Raw genomic sequence first — 19,646 nt, 5'->3', positions numbered from 1 at the left:
AAGAGAGGCGTTGCTCTGCACGGCCAAAAGTCCCGTGTAAAACTTCCCGAAGATCGTACTAGAAACTAGCAGACGGCTAGCTGCGCAAGGTAACCGGAAAGTGCTTTTCTAGCTGGGCCCTCACCTGGTTTTGCGCAGCTTCCACTTCGGCATCGGTGAGCGTGCGATCCAGAGCGCGGTAGACCAGCCGGAAGGCCAGACTGCGCTGCCCTGGCGGTACCCCTTGGCCGCGGTACTCGTCAAAAAGCTGCACCGACTGCAACAGAGGGCCCGCCGCCTGGCGGATGACCTCCTCGATTTCCGCCACCGATAGCTCCAGCGGCGCAAAGAAGGCGATGTCCCGGGCGGAGGCGGGGAAAGGGGAAAAGGGGGAAAATTGCACCCGGCCCCGCCTCTCTAGGCTGGCTAGCAAGGGATCCAACTCCAGCTCAAACCCATAGACCTCCTCCGGCAAATCCTTCTCCTGGCAAAGGCGGGGGTGAAGCTGCCCGAATAGGCCAAGGCGGGATCCCTCAATCCAGATGCCGGCCTGTCGACCCGGGTGCAATAGCGGCGATTGCGCCTCAGGGGGATCCGGGCGAAATTCCGGGGTAAACCCCAGCCGCTCCAGCGCCGAGACCAAGAGCCCCTTGGCCTCAAACCAGTCCATGGGCCGATTGTGGTGCCGCCAGTCATTGGGGTTGAGATCCCCGCCCAGGATGCCCCCCAAGTGCTCCGCCTCTTGATAGGGCTCAGGACTGGAGGGAGGGGCATAGGCAAAGACATGGCCAATCTCAAAAGCCTGCAGGGGGCCATTCCCCTGGGCCCAGTTGTAGCGGAAGGCCTCCACCAAGCCAGGCAGCAGCGCCTTGCGCACAGCGGAGTACTCGGGGGAAAGCGGATTGGCGATTTTGACCAGGGAGCTGTCCTCGTCCGCTGGACAAAGGGAGATGTGGTACACCTCCGTCAGGCCAATGCCCCGCATCACCTCGCGAATTTGCCGCGTCAAAGTTTCCCGTGTCGAGAGGGATCCCACCAGCGGCTCCGTGGGCAGGGTTTCGGAGAAGCGGTTGTAGCCGTAGAGGCGGGCAAACTCCTCAATCAGGTCGATCTCTCGCTCAACATCCCGCAAGCGATGGGGGGGAACAGATACCTGCCAAACGCAGCTAGCCACGCTCGCCGTCGCGGTAGCGGGGTCGGCCTTGGGGGCAACTGCCTGAGAGCGGGAAAGCTGAAAGCCCAGAGCCGACAGGGTTTCCTCCACTTCCTCTGGCTGCACCTCGTCCCCTAGCACGTCGATAAGCCGCGACAGCCGCAGCTGGAGCGTCCGCTCCAAGGGTGGCCGCTGGTCAAACGTGGTCAGGCCCACCACCGCGCCTCCAGCCAGCTCCAAGATTAACTGCACCGCCCGATCCCGCGCCAGCTCAAGGGTAGCCAAGTTAACCCCTCGCTCATAGCGGGCCGAGGCTTCAGTGCGCAGCCCCTGCAAGCGGGACGAGCGGCGCGTGACCACGGGGTCAAAGAGGGCTGCCTCCAGAAAAACCTTGGTGGTGGCTTCGTCTACTTCCGTCTCCTCCCCTCCCATGACGCCAGCCAGGGCCACCGGTCGGCTGCCGGCAACGATGAGATGGTTTTCAGCGTGCAAAGTACGGATTTGGCCGTCCAGAGTTTTCAGGGTTTCTCCCGGCTGGGCAAAGCGCACTTCGATGGTGGGTTCCTCCTTGCCCATGACCTGCAGTAGGCGATCCCAATCGAAAGCGTGCAGGGGCTGGCCCCATTCCAGCAGGATCAAGTTGGTAACATCCACAACATTGTTGATGGAGCGCATGCCGGCGGCGGCCAGCCGGTGTTTGAGCCAGTCGGGGGAAGGGCCAACCTTTACCCCCTCAATCAGCACGCCGCTGTAGGCGGGACAAGCTTTGGCATTGGCAATGCGCAACTGGAAGTTGGGGATGGGCAGAGCCTGCAGAGGCTGGACGGGTGGCAGGCGTAGCGGGTTGCGGGTGAGGGCGGCCACCTCGCGGGCAATCCCCACCATGCATAGAGCGTCGGCCCGGTTGGCGGTGGAGGTGAGATCCAGCACCACATCGTCTAGGCCCAGCAGGGGGCGCACATCAGAGCCCAGCGGATGGGCCTTGAGATCCAAATCGGGGGGAAATTCGTGGATCCCCGCCGAAGCTTTCTCCAAGCCCAGCTCAGCTAGAGAACAGATCATGCCCTCCGAGAGCACCCCTCGCTTTTCCGCTTTGGCGATGGTCAGGTTCACCGCCGGCAAATGGGTGCCTGGCGTAGCTACAGGAACCAGCAGGCCAGGACGGGCATTAGCGGCTCCGCAGACAATCGTGGCCGGCTGTTCGCCTCCCAAATCCACTTGACAGACCCGCAGCCTATCGGCGTTGGGATGGGGCTCGGCAGCCAGGATCTTGCCCAGAACCACTCCCTCTGCCCAACGGCGGCGATCCTCAATCTCCTCCACTTCAAAGCCCACCATGGTGAGGGCTTCCGCCAGCTCTTCTGGGGAAAGCTCAAAATCCACCAGTTCCCGCAGCCACTTCAAGGAGATGCGCATCGCTAGTCTAGGGTGCCAACGCCGCACCCATTATCAGATCCCCCTCCAAAACCGGCAAGAGACTCCCTATCCCCCGGCAGCAAAGGTGGCCATGAGGATCAATGACAGCAAGATGCCTGGAAAGAGCAGGGCTATCAGGAGCAGGAACTCGGAAAGCGTCATAGGCCAGAGGTAAGCAGAGGCATCACTTTTCAAGCTAGACTCTTCCAGTTGCCTTTCCTCCCTCTGTTTGGGATCTCTTCCGGCTAGCAAGGTCCTGACCCCAATCGCAACAAGCTTTGCCCTCCTGCTGGGTACTTTGGCAGGCCGTAGGCAACCAAGGCAGCCTACGGCAGGGCATCGAGAGTTCCCACCCTCTAGGGCGGGGAGGATGGCAAAAAAGAGGTAAAGAACTTCTCCAACAGCCGTAATGGGCATTCAAGGCAAGCGCATTGCCGTCGAGCCTGCGGATCTTCGCCCCTGGCTGAAAGCAGCAGTCCTGGCGGGGGGCGGCGAAATTGTGCCCCTCTCAGAAGCAGAAGCCTTGGTCTGGACCGATGGTTTCGACGTGCCAGGTTTAAGGCGTTGCTTGGCAGAGGGCCAAGGGATCCGCTGGGTGCAGTTGCCGTGGGCAGGCGTGGAGCCTTTTGCCCAAGCGGGGATCTTGCATCCCGCCTACGTGTGGACCTGCGGCAAGGGGGTGTACGCCCAGGCAGTGGCCGAGCATGCCCTGGCCCTCACCCTGGCTGGCCTACGGGATCTGAAGATCCGCGCTTTGGCCCAGACTTGGCAGCCGGGATCCGGCACCAGCCTCTGGGGCAAGCGGGTGGTGATTTTTGGGGCAGGGGGCATTGCCCAGGCCCTGATCCAGCTGCTGCAGCCCTTTCAGTGCGCCATCGATGTAGTGCGGCGCAGGGCGGATCCCTTGCCGGGAGCCGGCCGAGTGGTGACGCTGGCAGAGCGGCAGTCGGTGCTGGCGGGGGCGGATGTGGTGATCCTGGCCTTGGCCCTTACCCCCGAGACCGAGGGGATCATCGCCCGGCCAGAGCTGGAGCAGATGGGATCCGGCTGCTGGCTGGTCAATGTGGCGCGCGGCAAACACATCGTGACTCCCGACCTGGTGGCTGCTTTGCAAGAAGGAATCATCCGGGGCGCCGCCCTGGATGTTACAGACCCGGAGCCGCTGCCCCCTGGACATCCCCTCTGGAGCTTGCCCAACTGCCTAATTACCCCCCGCACAGCCATTACCGATGCCATGATCATCCCCGCTTTGTCTGAGCGGGTGCGGGAAAACGTGCGCCGCTTTCGGCTGGGGGAGCCTTTGTTGGGGGTGGTAGACCCAGTTCTGGGCTATTGAGCGGGGTTGCTTGAAGCTGCGGCTTTAGACGCGAGCGAGCTCCTGGACGCGGGCGGCGATGGCCTCGGCCATCTCCTGAGTGCCCACAGGCTCCCCTTGGGCCAGGTCATAGGTGACGTATTTGCCTTCGGCAATGACCGACTGCACTGCCGCTTCTACCCTCGCGGCGGCTTCCCGCTCGCCTAGGTAGCGCAGCATCATGGCCCCGGAGAGGATGAGGGCAGAGGGGTTGACCTTGTTCTGACCAGCATATTTGGGTGCTGAGCCGTGGATGGCCTCAAAGACAGCGATGCCATCGCCAATGTTGGCCCCCGGCGCCACCCCCAGCCCGCCAATCATGCCAGCGCACAGATCCGAGATGATGTCCCCATAGAGGTTGGTGAGCACCAGCACATCGTAGAGCTGCGGCTTTTGCATCAGTTGCATGCACATGTTGTCCACGATGCGATCCTCAAACTCGATGTCGGGGTACTCCTGGGCCACCTCCCGCGCCACCTGCAAAAACAGCCCGTCGGTAAACTTCATGATGTTGGCTTTGTGAACGGCCGTTACCTTTTTGCGGCCATTTTGGCGGGCATATTCGAAAGCAAACTTGACGATGCGGCGGCTGCCAAACTCTGAGATGGGCTTGATGGCAATGGCCGATCCCTCGCGGATGAACTTGCCGGAAAGGCGCATTATCTCCTCTCGCGCCTGCACAGCTTCGGGGGTCCCCCTTTCAAACTCGATCCCGGCGTAGAGATCTTCAGTGTTTTCCCGCACCACCACTAGGTCGATGTTTTGAAAAGGGCTTTTGATGCCAGGGATAGATTTGGCCGGGCGCAGGTTGGCGTAGAGGTCTAGCTCTTTGCGGATGGCTACATTGACGGAGCGAAAGCCCGTGCCTACGGGGGTGCCAATGGGCCCTTTGATGGCCACTTTGGTTTCTCGGATGGACTCTAACACCTGCGGCGGCAAAGGCGTGCCGTATTTCTCAATCACCTCTACCCCTGCTTCCACCCGGATCCACTCCAATTCCACCCCGGTGGCTTCCAGGACCGTGGTCATTGCTTTGGTTACTTCCGGGCCGATGCCATCGCCGGGAATCAACGTTACACGATAGGCCACAAACGCTTCTCCTTGCTTGACGCCACACAAAGCACCCTTGGCCGTTGTCGACCAGGGATCCCCTAAGCTTAAAGACTATAGAAATAGAACAGGTTGAGGCCAAGAATTGGCCAGGGCAACCTACCCCTAGAGGATCCGCAGCGGATCCACATCGAGGCTGACGCGGATCCCCTGGGGGATATGCCCAAGGGCGCTGCGCAAGTGGGCATCGATCTGGGCGCGATCCCAGGGCTGACCAGGAAGCTGTTTGAGCAGGATCTGCCAGCGGTAGCGGCCGGCAACCCGTTCCACTTGGGCTGGCCCTGGGCCTAGGATCTCGGCTGGGATCCCTTGCAGGCGTTCGCCCACGCGCTGGCAATAGCGCTCCAGTGCCTCCAAGCAGGTGCTGCTTAGGCGGATCAAGATCAGGGCTCGGTAGGGAGGGTAGCCCCCCTCTTGGCGTTGGCGCAGCTCGGCCTGGACAAAGCCCTCGTAGTCGTGGGCCAGCACCGCTTGCAAGATGGGGTGCTCCGGCAAGTAGGTCTGGATGATGGCCTGGCCTGGCAGGGATCCCCGTCCTGCTCGGCCCGCCACTTGGGTGAGCAGTTGAAAGGTGCGTTCACCAGCGCGGTAGTCAGGCTGGTGCAATAGTCCGTCGGCAGCCACTACCCCCACCAGCGTCACCTGGGGAATATCCAGCCCCTTGGTGAGCATCTGGGTGCCCACCAGTACCTGAGCCTTGCCGCTGCGAAACTGCTCCAGCAAGTTGCGGTGGGATCCCTTGCGGCGGGTGGCATCGCTGTCGTAGCGCAGGATCCCTAGCTGCGGCCAGTGCTGCTGCAGCACCTCCACCACCTTCTGGGTGCCAGTGCCGAAGTGCTTTAGGTAGGGCGAACCACAGGCAGGGCAGCGCTGGGGGTGGGGTTGGCGGGCGCCGCAGTAGTGGCAGCGCAGCTCCTGCCCGCCCTCTAGGTGAACGGTAAGGGAGACGTCGCAGTGGGCGCAGGTGAGGACAAAGCCGCAACTGCGGCACAAAACAAAGGTGCTGTAGCCGCGGCGGGGGACAAAGAGGATGGCCTGTTCTCCCCTCTTCAAAGTCTCGTGCAAGGCTTGTTGCAGGCGACGGCTAAGAATGCTGCGGTTACCCGCCTGTAGCTCTTGGCGCATGTCCACCAGCTCCACCTGGGGCAGAGTGGCCGGGATCCCCGCCTGAGGAATGCGCTGCGGCAGGGCCAGACGAACCCAGCGCTGCGGGTCCTGGAGGTGGGCGGCGTAGGTTTCCACTGCGGGTGTGGCGCTGCCCAAGACCAGGGGACAGTTGGCCAGCTCAGCCCGCCACTCCGCCACTTGTCGAGCGTGGTAACAGGGCTGGGGCTGATCCTGCTTGAAGCTGTCGTCGTGCTCCTCGTCCAAGACAATCAGGCCAAGATTGGCCAAGGGGGCAAACACCGCCGAGCGCGTGCCAATGACCACCTGGGGAACAGAGATCACCATCTGCCGCCAGAGGTCGTAGCGCTCCCCTGCCGAGAGGCCGCTGTGGTAGGTCCACACGCGGGATCCCAGCCGCGCCCGAAAGCGGTCCGTCAGTTGCGGGGTAAGGCCAATCTCCGGCACCAGTACCAAGGCCGACCGTCCCTGCTGCAGCACCTGGGCAATGACCTGCAGGTACACCTCCGTCTTGCCCGAGCCGGTGACCCCGTGCAGCAGAAAGCGTTGGTTTTGCCCCAGAGCTTGGCCAATGGCCGCCACTGCCTCGGCCTGAGCTGGCGTCAGAGGCTTGGGCAGATCTTTCTCCCCAGGCCGGCCGGCCTCCCCCAGCCGCAGCAGGGGCCGCTCGTAGAGGTGCACCCGGCCTTTGCGGGCCAGACTCTGCAACACCGACCGGCTCACCCCCGCCAGACGCTCCCACTCGGCTAGCAGCAGCTCCCCCCCTTTTTGCTTGAGGATCTGCAGCGCTTTCTGCTGGGGCAAGCTCAGCCCCTCCAGCGAGTCCTCCACCAAGGTGGCTGCCTGCTGGGTTTTTACCCTACCCCCCTGCTGCTCCTGCCAGAAACTTTCCACCCAACCCCGCCGCTGCAGCTCCCGCAGGGCCAGCTCGGCGCCGGGCACCTGCTGCTGGAGGTAGCGCCAAGACAGCTCCCCCCCTTTTTCCTGGAGCAGCCGCAGCAAAGCCTGGGCAGCCGGCGAACATTCCCCTTGCGGGGATCGAACTAGGCGGATCCGTCGCTGGGAGCGGCTAAGCAAGCCAGGGGGCAAGACCGTGCGCACCACCTGCGCCAGGGGGGTGAGATAGTAATCGGCTACTCGCTGCAGCAGGGGCCAGAACTCCTTGGGCAGGATCCCTTTGGCCACCACTGCCTCAATTGCCCGCACCGACTGGGGCTCTACCCCTGCCGGCAACTCGGCACGCCAGCCCAGCGCCACTGCCCCCGCTACCTGCTGGCCAAAGGGGACACTGAGGAGATCGCCGGCCTCTGGCTCCCATCCCTCCGGCACGCGGTAGACGAAGCACCCTCCTAAACGAGGATGATCCACCCACACCTCCAACCAGCGGGGAGGAGCAGACTGCAAAACGGGATCCCTCACGGACGGGACAAAAACCGCGGCAGATCTACTGCTCGCCTTCCAGCCCGAGCCAGCAGGGGTCGCGGCTGAAGCGCGGGCTTGGCGGCTTGGAGGGAAGCAGGAGACTCCGCTCCCTTGGGTGTGTCAGCCCCTTTGGCAACCCCATCAACCCGAGCTGGGATCTCTAGACCCCTGCGCTCCAGGGCCGCCTTGAGGCTAAGCACATGCATCTGTTGCTGCTCGCACTTTTCTTTCAAGGATCGGTTCTCTTCTAAAAGAGCCTCTCGCTCTGCCTGCAAAGCCTTCACCTGCGCCTCCAAGGCTTCGGCTTGTTCTTGCAAATGGGCAATGGCCACCTGGGCAGAGCGCAGCTGCGATTGCTTGGCAGATTGCTCGGCAAGCTCATCCAAAGCCGCCTGAAGCTGCTGCTCCAACGCCTCGATGCGCTGCTGAGCTTGGGCGTACTGCCCCTGCCAGTGGGCAATCTCTGCCTGGGCTTGGGAGAGGGCTGCCTCCAATTCCTGCCGTTGTTCTTGCCAGCGCTGCTGCGCTTCCGCTTCCGTCTCCGCATAGCCCGCTAGCCGCGCCTCAAGGCGCTCCCGCTCTCCCTGCCAAGCTGCCTGCTGCTCGCTGTAGAGAGCCCGCAGTCTGCTCAGCTCTGCCTGCGTTTCCGCCAGTTGGGTGCGGGCTAAAGAAAGCTCGGCCTTGAAACGCTGTAACATCTCCACCCGTTTTTGAGCCAGGTCCTGGGCTTCTACCAGCGAGGCTTGGAGCTCCTGCTGGCGGTGTTCCCACTGACGGCGCTCCTGGGCATGGGCCAACCGCAGCTGCTCAAGCTGCTCCTGCAGGGCCTCAATATCTTGGCGCTGCCGCTCGTTGAGTCGTTGTCGTGCTGCTAGCTGAGCTTCTTGCTCCGAGAGCAGAACCTTTTGCTCTGCCAAGGTTTGCTGGAGCTGGTGCAGGGCGCGCTCCCGCTCCTGCAGCTGAGTGCGCAGGGCTTGTACCTCAGCCTGCAGGTTTTCCTGAAGGGTGCGCCGCTCTTGCAGTTCCGCTTCAGCTTTGAGCAGCCGGGCCTCCAACTGCTGCTGCCACAGGGCCGAAGGCTGCTCTGACTTGGGATCCGGTTCCGAGACAGAGTCCTTGACCGAACGGCCAGCCTGTGCCTCGGGAAGGGTGGGATCCAGCTTGCCTGAGGAGGGAACCTGCATAGGGAGAGGAAGCAGTGGAGGTAATGACGAGGCTTCTTGAAGTATAGGGAGATTTTCTAGGGGGTTCAAGCTAGCCGGCAGAGCTCCATGCCCTCCGGCCCCCAGCTAGGCAAAGCAGCTGCCCTAGCTTTCTGCTCCTCTTAACTCCCTCACTCCCCAGCCTAACTACTGTCATGGAGCTTAGCGGACTCGAACCGCTGACCCCTTCAATGCCATTGAAGTGCTCTACCAACTGAGCTAAAGCCCCAAGTCCCACTAGAAGCTAGAAGTGTGGACAACAGCCTTACTCCTAATTTTAGCCTAAAGAAGCGGCCTTGCTGACCAAAGGTACCAGCTACTTTTGACCTCTCTCCAGCTTTGGAAGATCTCTACCCCACGCCTGCCAGGGACTTTACGTAGTCCCCTAGTCCGCAGTGGGGGCCCTCAGCCGCTCGTACTTCTCCAGGCTCTAGCCCTGGCAATACCCTGCCGTAGGCTACCTGGGTGACAACTGCAAGTATACTACAACTCCCCCCGTCTGCACTGCCCTTCCCCTCGCTCGCCTGCAGAGCAGTGGGGATGCAGTCGCTACAAAAGCCTGCTGGGTGATAGAACAAAGTCAGTGACAACGGGGGGGTTGTGACTCAGGAAAGCCAGTTGAACCGCATTTTGGCGGCTGCTTTGCTGGTGGTTTGCCTAATTGCGGCCCTTGTCGGCAGTAGACGCCCTGCAGCCGAGTTGGCTCGAGGGGGAGCTCCTCAAGGGGCAAGTCGCATCGAGGTGGTCGCTCTCGAGGGTCCTATCGGCGGCTTGCGCCGCTCAAGCTTGGTGGGCTTGCCCACCTCCCCTTTGGAGCAGTTGCGGGAAGCGGTTGACGATAGCGCTGTCAAGGCTGTCCTGCTGCGCATCAACAGCCCAGGCGGGGCCGTGGGATCCAGCCAGGAACTCTACCGTGCCGTTACCGCCCTGCGCGAAGCCGGCAAGCCTGTGGTGGCCGTCCTGGAGGACATTGCCACCAGTGGCGGTTACTACGTGGCCAGTGCTGCCGACAAAATCTACGCCAACCCCGGCACCCTGACTGGCAGCCTAGGGGTACTCATCAGAGGCCTTAACTTTAGCAAGCTGCTCGACACTTACGGCATAGAGCCGCAGACCTTCAAAACCGGCGAGTACAAGGACATGCTCTCCCCCTTTCGCCCTGCCACTCCCCAAGAGCGGCGCCTGCTGCAAGAGCTGGTGGAGAATACCCTCGACCAGTTTATTCGCGATGTGGCCCGCGGGCGCCAGCACTTGCCGGAAAAAGGGGCGGAAGAGGTGCTGGATGCGGAGATGATTGCGCGGCGGCAGAGTTTGGATGAGGTGCGACTGCGCCAGTTGGCCGATGGGCGCCTCTTCACCGGAGCGCAGGCGGTGGAGCTGGGCCTAGTGGACGCCTTGGGGGGGTATACCGAAGCCGTGGAGGATCTGCGGCGGATGACCGGGGATCCCTCTCTGTCGCCGGCAACCAGAGACCCGTTCCAACGCGCCCTGCGGCGGCTATTGAGCCAAGGGCTGCCTCCAGCAGGGCAAAGCTTCTGGCTGGGTCAACTGCTGGGAGACGAGGAGGCTGCCGGGATCCCAGACCTGCCGCTGTTGTGGATGGCGCCGGCCTGGACTTTGCGCTAAATCTAACCTTGGCCGGGTGTGAGGGTGAGTTGTGGATCAAGAAGTGTCCACGTTGGGCGACGCTTCTACTTTGACTGCGGTTGCGGCGCCGGGAGCAAGGACAGACTCCTGGACGGCGTTTAACCCGGAGCTAGAGCTGCTAACCAGCCGCGCGTGGGTGGAAATTGACGCAGCCCAGTTGCGAGAAAACCTAAGGCTGTTGCAAGCCCGCCTAGGCCCAAACGTCGAGATCTGGGCGGTGGTCAAGGCCAATGCCTATGGTCATGGAGCTCAGCTAGTGGCTCCTCTGCTGGTGGCTGCTGGGGCCAAGGGGCTATGCGTGGCCACGCTGGCCGAAGGGATCGAGCTGCGCCAGACCGGCCTACAGGTGCCGATCCTGGTCTTGGGCGCTTTGAATACCTGGGCGGAGCTCCAGCAGGCCATGGCAGCGCGGCTGGAAATTAGCCTTACCCGCGCCGAGCAGATCCCCCTGCTGCGCCAGGTGGCCTCCTGGGCCGGGCGGCCCGTTCCGGTCCACGTTAATGTCGATACCGGCATGACCCGCCTGGGGATCCCTTGGCAGGAGGCTGCCGCTGTGTGGGGGCAGATCTGCCGGATCCCTGAGCTAGAGATCTGTAGCCTATTCTCCCACTTTGCAACGGCAGACGAGCCCAACTCGCCGGCAATGGCCCAGCAAGAGTCCCGTTTTGCCCAGGTGGTAGAGCAGATCCGCCAGGCTGGGGATCCCTTGCCGCCGTTGCATCTGGATAACTCCGCCGCCGCCCTCACCCGCCTTCACTACTCCCGCGTGCGGCTGGGGCTAGTCCTCTACGGCTTGTCTCCTGCTCCTCACCTGCAGGTGCCTGGGCTTAGACCCATCCTGCGCCTTAAAGCGCGGCTGACCCACATTCAAACGGTGCCTGCCCACACGGGTGTCAGCTACGGCCATCGCTACATCACCCGCCGTCCCAGCCGCATTGCCACTCTGGCCATTGGCTATGCCGATGGGATCCCAAGGCGGCTTTCCGGCTGGCTGCGAGGGTGGGTGCGTGGCGGCCTGATCCAGCAGGTGGGCACCATCACCATGGATCAGTGCATGTGGGACGTTACCGAGAGGCCGGATATCCAAGTGGGAGACGTGGTGGAGCTGTTGGGCCCCCATCTGGGCAGCATGGGCTTATCGATCCAAAACTGGGCCGATCAGTTGGGCACTATCCCCTACGAGTTGCTTTGCGGGCTTTCTGCTCGCCTGCCAAGGGTGCTAGTCAACGCCTGAGCCTGCCACTGGCGCAAGCTCCCACCAGTTAGAGAATTCCCGTCCCCTGGGGCTTTTTCCTGAGCTTGCTTCTTTTCCTCTGGCTTGAAGAACTCACGCCCCTTGCTCGAAAGGCCAGAAGAAAGCCGCTGCTCCTTGTAATCTGCCTCAATTTGTGAGACAATCAGAAAACTGTGCTTTTGCTTGCACGGCTCTTGTCGTCTATCTGGCCAATTAGGGGATAGTATGGTACACACGCTATCTGGCCAATTAGGGGATAGGTCTCTGGCTCTAATCGGGATCCACTGCATCCTAGAGCTGTACGACTGCCCGGCCCACCTCTTGGATGATGTCTCCCTGGTGCAGCAAGCCTTGCGGGAGGCGGCAAGACGCTCCAACTCCACCCTTTTGGGTGAGCTTTACCATCCCTTTGAGCCGCAGGGAATCACGGCGCTGGCCCTCTTAGGAGAATCCCACATCTCCATCCACACCTGGCCTGAAGTGGGTTATGCAGCGGTGGATGTGTTTACCTGCGGGCGCCATACGCGGCCTGAAGCAGCCTGTGAATATTTGATTGAGGTCTTTCAAGCGCGACGGCATTCGCTGCGCAAGCTGCCTCGCCGAACCACGGAGCCGGCGTCCCTTGAGGAAGTGACGCCCTTGCCTGAGGCAGTTAGTTGTGAAACAGCTAGACGAAGGCGCTGAGATTGCACCACCTTTGCCAAGCTACCCATGAACCTGCCAAGGAACTTCTTCTGGGCCCAGGAGTACTTTACCCCCTGGAGCTACACTGCCTTTGCTATCACACGCATCCTGGCCTACCGAAAGACCCCCTTTCAGGAAATGCTGATTGCCGAAATGGGGGCCTACGGCAAGGGCTTGATGCTGGATGGGCATTGGCAGTCCACCACGCTGGACGAGTTCCTCTACCATGAGGCGCTCGTCCATCCCGCCCTTCTCCAAGTTGTCCAGGGGGGTGGGACCCCTCGGCGCGTGCTTGTACTGGGGGGAGCGGAAGGGGCAACGCTGCGGGAGGTGCTGCGCTGGCGCTCGGTGGAGCAGGCGGTGATGGTGGACATCGACGGAGAGGTGGTGGAGGCCTGTCGGGAACACTTGCCAGAAATGCACCAGGGGGCCTTTGAGGACCCGCGGGCGCAGGTAGTGATTGCCGACGCTTTCGACTTTCTCCAGGAGACAGAGCCGGTTTGGGATGTCATCCTCTCCGATCTTTCGGATCCTGTGGAAGCTGGCCCTGCCGCCCGGCTCTTTACCCAGGAGTTTTTCTGCCAGATCCGATCCAAGTTGCAGCCCGGTGGAGCTTTTGCCCTCCAGGCTGGGCCGACAAGCCCCTTGGAGTTGGAGCAGCACACCCGCATCGTTCACACCCTCAAAACCGTGTTTGCTGCTGTGCAGCCCTACGCCATCTACGCCACCACCTACGGCGGGCCTCTTGGATTTGCCCTAGCAGCTCAGGCTCCTATCCCCTCCAGGCCGGAGCCGGAACAGATCGACCAGCTTCTGGCTCAGCACTTGGATCCCAGTCGAGGGGAACTGCGCTTCCTCGATGGCACTGCCCTCCTGGGTCTTTACCAGGTTCCTGTCTATGTGCGCCGCGCCATTGCCGCTGAGACCACCGTCTACACCCTGGATAACCCTCCTCAGGTTGGCTAAGTCGCTGGTAAAAGTGGGTTCTCCTCTAGTCCTTGATTCACTAGACAATTGGCCACTTTGTGGCACAACTAACCTTCTGCCTTGACGTAGATGGGCTGAGCTAGTAGGCTAGCAGGTAATCTTCTTGAGTAGATGTTTTGCCTGGGCTAAAGTTGGCTCCGTCCTTAGCCTGTGTGCCCGGTATAGCAAGGAGCAACTACCTGCAGCTCGCGGGAAAGTCACGCCTGTGGAGATCCCTCTGGCGGGGTAGTAGAGGTGAACTCTACTACTAGCTACGGGTCGTGGAAGCAGGAAGAAAGCCTCAACGCCGAGTGAAAGTCTGCTTTTGCTCGGGGTTGTATAAGTCTTTCAGAGCGGCTCCTGAGGTATTTGTCTTTGGTGCCATAACTTGGTAGATTCGTGAACAGGCGAATTCCGCTTCCCCAATGAGAGTTTTAGTTATTGGTGGTGACGGATACTGTGGCTGGGCAACGGCCCTGTACCTATCCAACAGGGGCTACGAGGTGGCCATCCTCGACTCGTATATCCGCCGGCTTTGGGATCTGCAACTGGGAGTTTCTAGTCTGACACCCATTGCCCAGCTTGAGCAGCGGGTGGATCGCTGGAAGGGGCTGACTGGCAAGGATATTCCCATCTTTGTTTGCGATGTTACTAACTACCAAGCCCTAATTTCTTGCATGCGCCGCTTTGAGCCAGAGGCTATTGTGCACTTTGGCGAGCAGCGCTCTGCTCCCTTCTCGATGATTAGCCGCGAACATGCGGTGATGACCCAGGTCAACAATGTGGTGGGCACCCTCAACATCCTCTATGCCATCAAGGAGGAATTTCCCGACTGCCACCTGGTGAAGCTGGGCACCATGGGTGAGTACGGCACTCCCAACATTGACATCGAGGAGGGATACATCACCATCGAGCACAACGGCCGCAAGGATACCCTGCCCTATCCCAAGCAGCCGGGATCCATGTACCACCTCTCCAAGGTCCATGACAGCCACAACATTCACTTTGCTTGCCGCGTCTGGGGCCTGCGGGCTACCGACCTGAACCAAGGGGTGGTGTATGGCGTGCTTACGGAAGAAACAGGCATGGACGAGGTGCTGATCAACCGCCTCGACTACGATGGCGTGTTTGGCACAGCCCTCAACCGCTTCTGTGTCCAGGCAGCAGTCGGCCATCCGCTAACAGTCTACGGCAAAGGGGGTCAAACGCGCGGCTTCTTGGATATTCGCGACACCGTGCGTTGTGTGGAGCTGGCCATCGCCAATCCTCCTGAGCCAGGTCAGTTCCGGGTGATGAACCAGTTCACTGAACAATTTAGTGTGGAGCAGCTAGCAGTGATGGTGCAAAAGGCTGCGGCTGCCATGGGCTTGAAGGTGGAAATCCAACACCTGGAGAACCCCCGCGTTGAGCTGGAAGAGCACTACTACAACGCCAAGAACACCAAGCTTCTAGATCTGGGCCTTCAGCCTCACTACCTGTCGGATTCGCTGCTGGATTCGCTGCTTAACTTCGCCCTCAAGTACAAGGACCGGGTGGACGTGCGGCAGATTCTACCTAAGGTGAAGTGGAGAGGCTAGCCTTCTAGACAGGCCTGGGCTACACTTAGCCAGCCGCGGGCCAAGTTTTCCAGGTTATACCCCCCTTCTAGGCCAAAGACGGCCTTAGAGGTTACCTCTTTCAAGCAAAGACGGGTCATGCGACCAAAGTCTTCCGGCTCTAGCAGCATATCGGCCAAGGGATCCCCTTTGGCACAGTCGAAGCCGGCACTCACCAGCAGCAAATCGGGCTGAAAGGCTTTTAGGAAAGGCAGAACCTTCTCCTGCAAAGCTTTTTCGTAGGCCGACCAGTCGGATCCTGCAGGCAGAGGTACGTTGCAGAGGTTGCCGTGGATCCCGGTTTCCTCGGCCAGTCCTGTGCCGGGGTAGAGAGGAAACTGGTGGATGGAGGCATAGGCCAGTTGGGGATGGCGCTCCACCACCGCCTGGGTGCCGTTGCCGTGGTGTACGTCCCAATCAAAAATGGCTACTCGCTTGACCCCTGACTGCTCTAGTGCCCATAGGGCGGCGATGGCGGCGTTACTGAAGAGGCAAAACCCCATTGCCCGCTCCGGCTCAGCGTGATGCCCAGGCGGACGACACAGCACCAAAGCTGGCTGTCCTGTGGCCAAAGCCGAGGCCGCTGCAGCAATCCAGCCGCCCACTGCCCGCCGCGCTGCTTCAAAGCTGCCTGGGGAGACAACTGTATCGGCATCAAGGTAACCCCCACCTGCTGCCGCCAGCTCGGCCACCTGTTGGATATGCCGAGGCGAGTGGACCCGCTCCAGCTCCCCCAGCTCAGCCAAGGGGGGATCCCGCCACTCCAGTTGGTTGGCAAAAGGGGCCTTGCGCAGGGCTTTGGAAATAGCTTGCAGGCGGGCCGGGCGTTCCGGATGAAAGGGACCTGTATTGTGGCTAAGAAAAGTTTCGGAATAGTAAACGGGCAGCATTTAAGGCAGCGCCTTCGCAGTGTAGCTAACCCTCCTTCTACCCGTAGAACACCTCCGACATCGCTGCTCCCACGTAGGGATCTTCAAAAGAGTCCTGTTGCAGCTTCTGCTTGACCACATCCCGCACCACCGAGCGGAGCAACTCCAGTTCTGAGGCGCTAAGCTGGTCGCGGCTAGGGCATTCATCGGCAGCCAGCAACCTATAAGCAGGGGGAACCCGGTTGAGAATCTGCTGCAGCAGGGATTCCCGCTCCTTGGCGTCATGAAACACTTGCTGGTGGGGGTGCTCGGTGCAGAGTAAAGTTTCCAGTTCTGCCAATGCAAGGTACTCGATGATATTCACCAACATTTTTTCCATCAGAACTTCCCTCCTAAGAATCTCGGCCGCTTTTAAACAAGCATTAAACAAAGGGCACTAGCTCCTACTTCTCCTCTGCTCTTGCCACTGGACTTTCCTCTAAAGGCTTGACATTCAAGCCAAAGTAGATCAACTCCCTCACTAGCAGGAAGCTGTCGTCAATTATTAACCTTGTGCTCCTGCTGGCATTACCGCCAGCGGGAAATTATCGGCGTTTTGGAAAGTGCAGAGTGGGAACTTTAACAAAGACTATAGAAACTCTTCTGCACCTGGAAACAAGGGTCTTACTACTCCTCGGCGTTTATGCTAGCACGCAACTATGTAAGAAACTGTGGAACTATTAAAAACTTTACGTGCTTCACATATTTCTTGACAGCCGACTAGGGAAAACCGGCAAAGCCCTAGTCTGAAAGGTCGACCCGCAGAGCTAGGGATCTAGCCGGCTAAAGGCAACTCAACCCGTTCGGCTTGGATCCAAAAAGACTCCAGGTCGTAGTACTCCCTTTCGTTTTGCATCATCACGTGGACGATGAGATCGGCGTAGTCAATGAGGATCCACGAGCCTGAGTCTTGACCTTCAATGCGCTGCGGTGTCCGTTGCCACTCCTCCCAAAGCCTTTCCTCAATTGCCTGGGCAATGGCGCGCACTTGCGTCAGCGAGTAGCCACTGACTAGAAGAAAGTAGTCTGCCAGTGTGGAAACCCGAGATACATCCAGCAGGACAATGTCGCCACCTTTTTTTTCTTCCGCTGCGCGAGCTGCACTCAGCGCCATGCGATAGACGGGATCCCTGGCACGGGCAGGCATGAGCTGTAGCAACTAAGACCCTCCTGAAACGACGGAAAGAACTGGAGACGCAGACCTCTGGAAATCCTTTTGATCCAAAGGATGGAGCAGGAAATAATTGCGAGTCATGAGGGTGCGTGGATGAACCACCTGATTCCGGTTTAGCAAAAATCTCAGGCTTAGATCGCAAACCCCCACCACAGCTTTAGATAAATCTACAAAAGCCAGGCGCCGCAACTGCTCCAGCTCTGGGCTACTGCCGCGGTTGGGTTCCAGAGCATCGGCTACAAAAACCACACAACTAAGCGGACCCATGCCGGGCTGGCCTAGGGTGTGGTTGGCGATGGCCGCCAAGATCTCCGCATCCTGCACCTGAAACTGTTCCCGCGCCAACAGGGAGCCCACCTCGGCGTGGAGGATGTGGGGCTCAGCCCGTTCAATCTCGTCTAGCTCCCGCTCCCGAGCTACCCGCTGCAACAGTTGCTCCGCCGGGAAAGACTTAGCTAAGTCGTGCATCAGACCTGCCCAAGCGGCTTTCTCCTCATCCAATCCGTAGTGAGCCGCCAGTTGCCGGGCCATTGCCTCGACTCCCAAGATGTGGCGCAGGCGGGGAGGAGGCACCCGCTCCTGCAGCCAGGCCAACACCTCCTCGCGCCGCAAAGCTAGGTTAGTCATTTTGCAACTTCAACACTGCCATAAACGCCTCTTGGGGCACATCCACTGTTCCCAGCGCCTTCATGCGCTTTTTCCCTTCTTTTTGCTTTTCCAGCAGCTTGCGCTTGCGAGTTACGTCTCCCCCGTAGCACTTGGCCAAAACATTTTTGCGCAGCGCAGGGATAGTTTCGCGGGCAATGACGCGCGAGCCAATCGCCGCTTGGATGGGCACCTCAAACTGGTGGCGTGGGATGAGCTCGCGCAACTTAGCCACTAGAGACCGGCCCACCTGAAAGGCTTTGTCCCGATGCACAATCGTGGAGAGAGCGTCCACCGGCTCGCCATTGATGAGGATATCCAAGCGCACCAGATCGTCAGCCCGATAGCCCACCATTTGGTAGTCCATGCTGGCGTAGCCGCGGGTGCGAGATTTCAACTGGTCAAAAAAGTCAGTGATCACTTCCGCCAGAGGCAATTCGTACACCAGCGTCGTGCGGCCCTGAGCCAGATACCTCATATCCTTAAAGATGCCGCGCTTGGTCTCGCACAGCTCCATCACCGCGCCAACGAATTCCTCCGGCAAAATCATCTCCACGCGGACAATGGGCTCCTCAATGCTAAGGCGCTCGTTGGGAGGAGGCAGCTTGCTGGGGTTATCAACCCGGAGCACCGAGCCATTGTTGAGGGTAACTTGATAAACCACCGTTGGGGCTGTAATCACCAGGTCCAGGTCGTACTCCCGCTCTAGCCGCTCCTGAACCACCTCCATATGGAGGAGGCCCAAGAAACCACAGCGGAAGCCAAAGCCCATGGCAGGGGAGACTTCCGGCTCAAAGTGGAGAGCGGCATCGTTGAGCTTCAGCTTTTCCAAGGCCTCTTTGAGTTCGGCGTACTGATCCGAGTTGCTGGGAAAAAGTCCACAGAACACCATTGGCTTGGCTTCTTTGTAGCCGGGCAGAGGCTCAGGAGCCCTGCGATGAACGAGGGTGATGGTGTCCCCCACGCGGGCGTGCTCAACGCTTTTAATGGCAGCGGCAATGTAGCCCACTTCCCCGGCGTGGAGAGACTCAACCGGCTCTTGGTGGGGGCGCATCACTCCCAGCTCAGTAACCTCGTACTCCCGGCCAGAGGCCATGAAGCAAATCTTGTCCCCCCTTTTCACCTCCCCATCCACAATGCGCACATAGACAATCACACCCCGGTAGGGATCGTAGTAGCTATCGAAGATCAAAGCCCGCAAGGGATCCGCTACCGTATCCTGCGGCGGCGGTACCCGCTGCACAATAGCCTCGAGAATCTCTGAGATACCGAGGCCCACTTTGGCAGAGGCTAGGATCGCCCCGCTGCAGTCAAGGCCGATCACCTGCTCGATCTCGGCAATGACTCGCTCGGGGTCGGCGCTAGGCAAGTCAATTTTGTTAATGACGGGGATAATTTCCAGGTTGTTCTCCAAAGCCAGGTAAACATTGGCCAGGGTTTGGGCTTCCACACCTTGAGAAGCATCCACCACCAACAGCGCCCCTTCACAGGCAGCCAGCGAGCGGGAGACCTCGTAGGAAAAATCCACATGCCCTGGCGTATCGATGAGGTTGAGGACATAGTCCTGGCCGTCTTGGGCACGGTAGTTCATGCGGGCCGCCTGTAGCTTGATGGTGATGCCCCGCTCCCGCTCCAGTTCCATGCTGTCTAGAAGCTGCGGCTTCATCTCGCGGGCTGAGACGGTGCCGGTTGCCTCCAGCAGCCGGTCGGCAAGGGTAGACTTGCCGTGATCAATGTGGGCAATGATGGAAAAGTTGCGAATGCGGGAGACGGGGACGTCAGTCATAGAAACCCAGTCAGGGCAAAGATTTTTTACAATGCTAGCTTGTTTGTCCCTCTAGCTAAGCCAAGCTTATCCAGCGGTTGACCACCGTGGCCCGCACCCCTGGCGCAAGCAGGGCTTAGCCACCTGGGTGGGGGTGAAGGCTAGCTGACAAACCAGGGTTAAGGTTTGTTGCATAGTAGGTAGTAGGGTGCCCCTTCGCGCTACTTGGAGGCAGCCCTCTTGGCGCAAGGCTTGGGGTAGCGGGCC

15 protein-coding genes and 1 tRNA gene are annotated in these 19,646 nt (G+C 60.2%); 6 read left to right on the top strand and 10 right to left on the bottom strand.

Annotated elements, in window-relative coordinates:
- Positions 1-76: 76 nt before the first annotated feature.
- Positions 77-2,548 (bottom strand): phenylalanine--tRNA ligase subunit beta, encoded by a 2,472-nt coding sequence (pheT, locus tag NW814_RS06590; RefSeq protein ID WP_414405661.1) that lies wholly within the window; start codon positions 2,546-2,548, stop codon positions 77-79.
- Positions 2,549-2,957: 409 nt separating this feature from the next.
- Between pheT and NW814_RS06585 the strand changes: the two genes are divergently transcribed.
- A complete protein-coding gene (locus tag NW814_RS06585) occupies positions 2,958-3,884 on the top strand; it encodes a D-isomer specific 2-hydroxyacid dehydrogenase family protein (RefSeq protein WP_414405660.1) in 927 nt (308 codons plus the stop codon).
- A 24-nt stretch (positions 3,885-3,908) separates the two neighbouring features.
- On the opposite strand, the gene NW814_RS06580 is transcribed toward NW814_RS06585, so the two are convergent.
- The 4 genes from NW814_RS06580 to NW814_RS06565 form a co-directional block, all read right to left on the bottom strand.
- On the bottom strand, positions 3,909-4,991 hold the full coding sequence (locus NW814_RS06580) for an isocitrate/isopropylmalate dehydrogenase family protein (RefSeq protein ID WP_414405659.1): 1,083 nt from the start codon (positions 4,989-4,991) through the stop codon (positions 3,909-3,911).
- A 126-nt stretch (positions 4,992-5,117) separates the two neighbouring features.
- The gene (gene priA, locus NW814_RS06575; protein WP_414405658.1) at positions 5,118-7,541 is read right to left on the bottom strand and encodes a primosomal protein N'; all 2,424 of its coding nucleotides are present in this window, start codon (positions 7,539-7,541) and stop codon (positions 5,118-5,120) included.
- Between the two features lie 11 nt (positions 7,542-7,552).
- Positions 7,553-8,743, bottom strand: coding sequence for a hypothetical protein (locus NW814_RS06570; protein ID WP_414405657.1), 1,191 nt, complete (start codon positions 8,741-8,743; stop codon positions 7,553-7,555).
- Positions 8,744-8,917: 174 nt separating this feature from the next.
- Positions 8,918-8,990, bottom strand: a tRNA-Ala gene (locus NW814_RS06565).
- A gap of 389 nt (positions 8,991-9,379) precedes the next feature.
- On the opposite strand from NW814_RS06565, the gene sppA reads away from it, so the two are divergent.
- The 5 genes from sppA to NW814_RS06540 all read left to right on the top strand — a co-directional run bounded on the left by sppA (position 9,380) and on the right by NW814_RS06540 (position 14,869).
- Positions 9,380-10,387, top strand: a complete 1,008-nt coding sequence (gene sppA, locus NW814_RS06560) for a signal peptide peptidase SppA (RefSeq protein WP_414405656.1) — start codon at positions 9,380-9,382, stop codon at positions 10,385-10,387.
- Positions 10,388-10,457: 70 nt separating this feature from the next.
- Positions 10,458-11,642, top strand: a complete 1,185-nt coding sequence (alr, locus tag NW814_RS06555) for an alanine racemase (protein ID WP_414405655.1) — start codon at positions 10,458-10,460, stop codon at positions 11,640-11,642.
- 225 nt (positions 11,643-11,867) lie between these two features.
- Positions 11,868-12,326 (top strand): adenosylmethionine decarboxylase, encoded by a 459-nt coding sequence (gene speD / locus NW814_RS06550; protein WP_414393840.1) that lies wholly within the window; start codon positions 11,868-11,870, stop codon positions 12,324-12,326.
- Positions 12,327-12,353: 27 nt separating this feature from the next.
- Entirely contained in the window at positions 12,354-13,292 is a 939-nt protein-coding gene (locus tag NW814_RS06545) for a fused MFS/spermidine synthase (protein ID WP_414405654.1), read from the top strand.
- 425 nt (positions 13,293-13,717) lie between these two features.
- Complete coding sequence (locus NW814_RS06540; RefSeq protein WP_414393836.1) at positions 13,718-14,869, top strand: NAD-dependent epimerase/dehydratase family protein; 1,152 nt, start codon at positions 13,718-13,720, stop codon at positions 14,867-14,869.
- Here NW814_RS06540 and NW814_RS06535 read toward each other — a convergent pair.
- The 5 genes from NW814_RS06535 to lepA form a co-directional block, all read right to left on the bottom strand.
- Positions 14,866-15,777, bottom strand: a complete 912-nt coding sequence (locus NW814_RS06535) for a histone deacetylase (RefSeq protein ID WP_414405653.1) — start codon at positions 15,775-15,777, stop codon at positions 14,866-14,868. The genes NW814_RS06540 and NW814_RS06535 overlap by 4 nt on opposite strands.
- 37 nt (positions 15,778-15,814) lie before the next feature.
- Positions 15,815-16,135, bottom strand: coding sequence for a hypothetical protein (locus NW814_RS06530; protein WP_414405652.1), 321 nt, complete (start codon positions 16,133-16,135; stop codon positions 15,815-15,817).
- 435 nt (positions 16,136-16,570) lie between these two features.
- Positions 16,571-16,942, bottom strand: a complete 372-nt coding sequence (gene rsfS, locus NW814_RS06525; protein ID WP_414393830.1) for a ribosome silencing factor — start codon at positions 16,940-16,942, stop codon at positions 16,571-16,573.
- Positions 16,943-16,954: 12 nt separating this feature from the next.
- Positions 16,955-17,596 (bottom strand): bis(5'-nucleosyl)-tetraphosphatase (symmetrical) YqeK, encoded by a 642-nt coding sequence (gene yqeK / locus NW814_RS06520; protein ID WP_414405651.1) that lies wholly within the window; start codon positions 17,594-17,596, stop codon positions 16,955-16,957.
- The gene (gene lepA, locus NW814_RS06515; RefSeq protein ID WP_414393826.1) at positions 17,589-19,400 is read right to left on the bottom strand and encodes a translation elongation factor 4; all 1,812 of its coding nucleotides are present in this window, start codon (positions 19,398-19,400) and stop codon (positions 17,589-17,591) included. The genes yqeK and lepA overlap by 8 nt, the downstream gene beginning before the upstream one ends.
- Between the last annotated feature and the right edge of the window lie 246 nt (positions 19,401-19,646).

Source organism: Synechococcus sp. R65.1 (assembly GCF_047461755.1).
In the GTDB taxonomy this organism is placed as follows: Bacteria; Cyanobacteriota; Cyanobacteriia; order Thermostichales; family Thermostichaceae; genus Thermostichus.
The sequence above is the reverse complement of the archived record's forward strand: the minus strand, read 5'-3'. Positions and strand labels throughout refer to the sequence as shown.

Coding starts and splice junctions, on each gene's coding strand:
- yqeK (WP_414405651.1), bottom strand. CDS start 17,596: ATGACTAACCTAGCTTTGCGGCGCGAGGAGGTGTTGGCCTGGCTGCAG.
- NW814_RS06530 (WP_414405652.1), bottom strand. CDS start 16,135: ATGGAAAAAATGTTGGTGAATATCATCGAGTACCTTGCATTGGCAGAA.
- NW814_RS06535 (WP_414405653.1), bottom strand. CDS start 15,777: ATGCTGCCCGTTTACTATTCCGAAACTTTTCTTAGCCACAATACAGGT.
- NW814_RS06585 (WP_414405660.1), top strand. CDS start 2,958: ATGGGCATTCAAGGCAAGCGCATTGCCGTCGAGCCTGCGGATCTTCGC.
- pheT (WP_414405661.1), bottom strand. CDS start 2,548: ATGCGCATCTCCTTGAAGTGGCTGCGGGAACTGGTGGATTTTGAGCTT.
- NW814_RS06545 (WP_414405654.1), top strand. CDS start 12,354: ATGAACCTGCCAAGGAACTTCTTCTGGGCCCAGGAGTACTTTACCCCC.
- lepA (WP_414393826.1), bottom strand. CDS start 19,400: ATGACTGACGTCCCCGTCTCCCGCATTCGCAACTTTTCCATCATTGCC.
- NW814_RS06570 (WP_414405657.1), bottom strand. CDS start 8,743: ATGCAGGTTCCCTCCTCAGGCAAGCTGGATCCCACCCTTCCCGAGGCA.
- NW814_RS06540 (WP_414393836.1), top strand. CDS start 13,718: ATGAGAGTTTTAGTTATTGGTGGTGACGGATACTGTGGCTGGGCAACG.
- speD (WP_414393840.1), top strand. CDS start 11,868: ATGGTACACACGCTATCTGGCCAATTAGGGGATAGGTCTCTGGCTCTA.
- rsfS (WP_414393830.1), bottom strand. CDS start 16,942: ATGCCTGCCCGTGCCAGGGATCCCGTCTATCGCATGGCGCTGAGTGCA.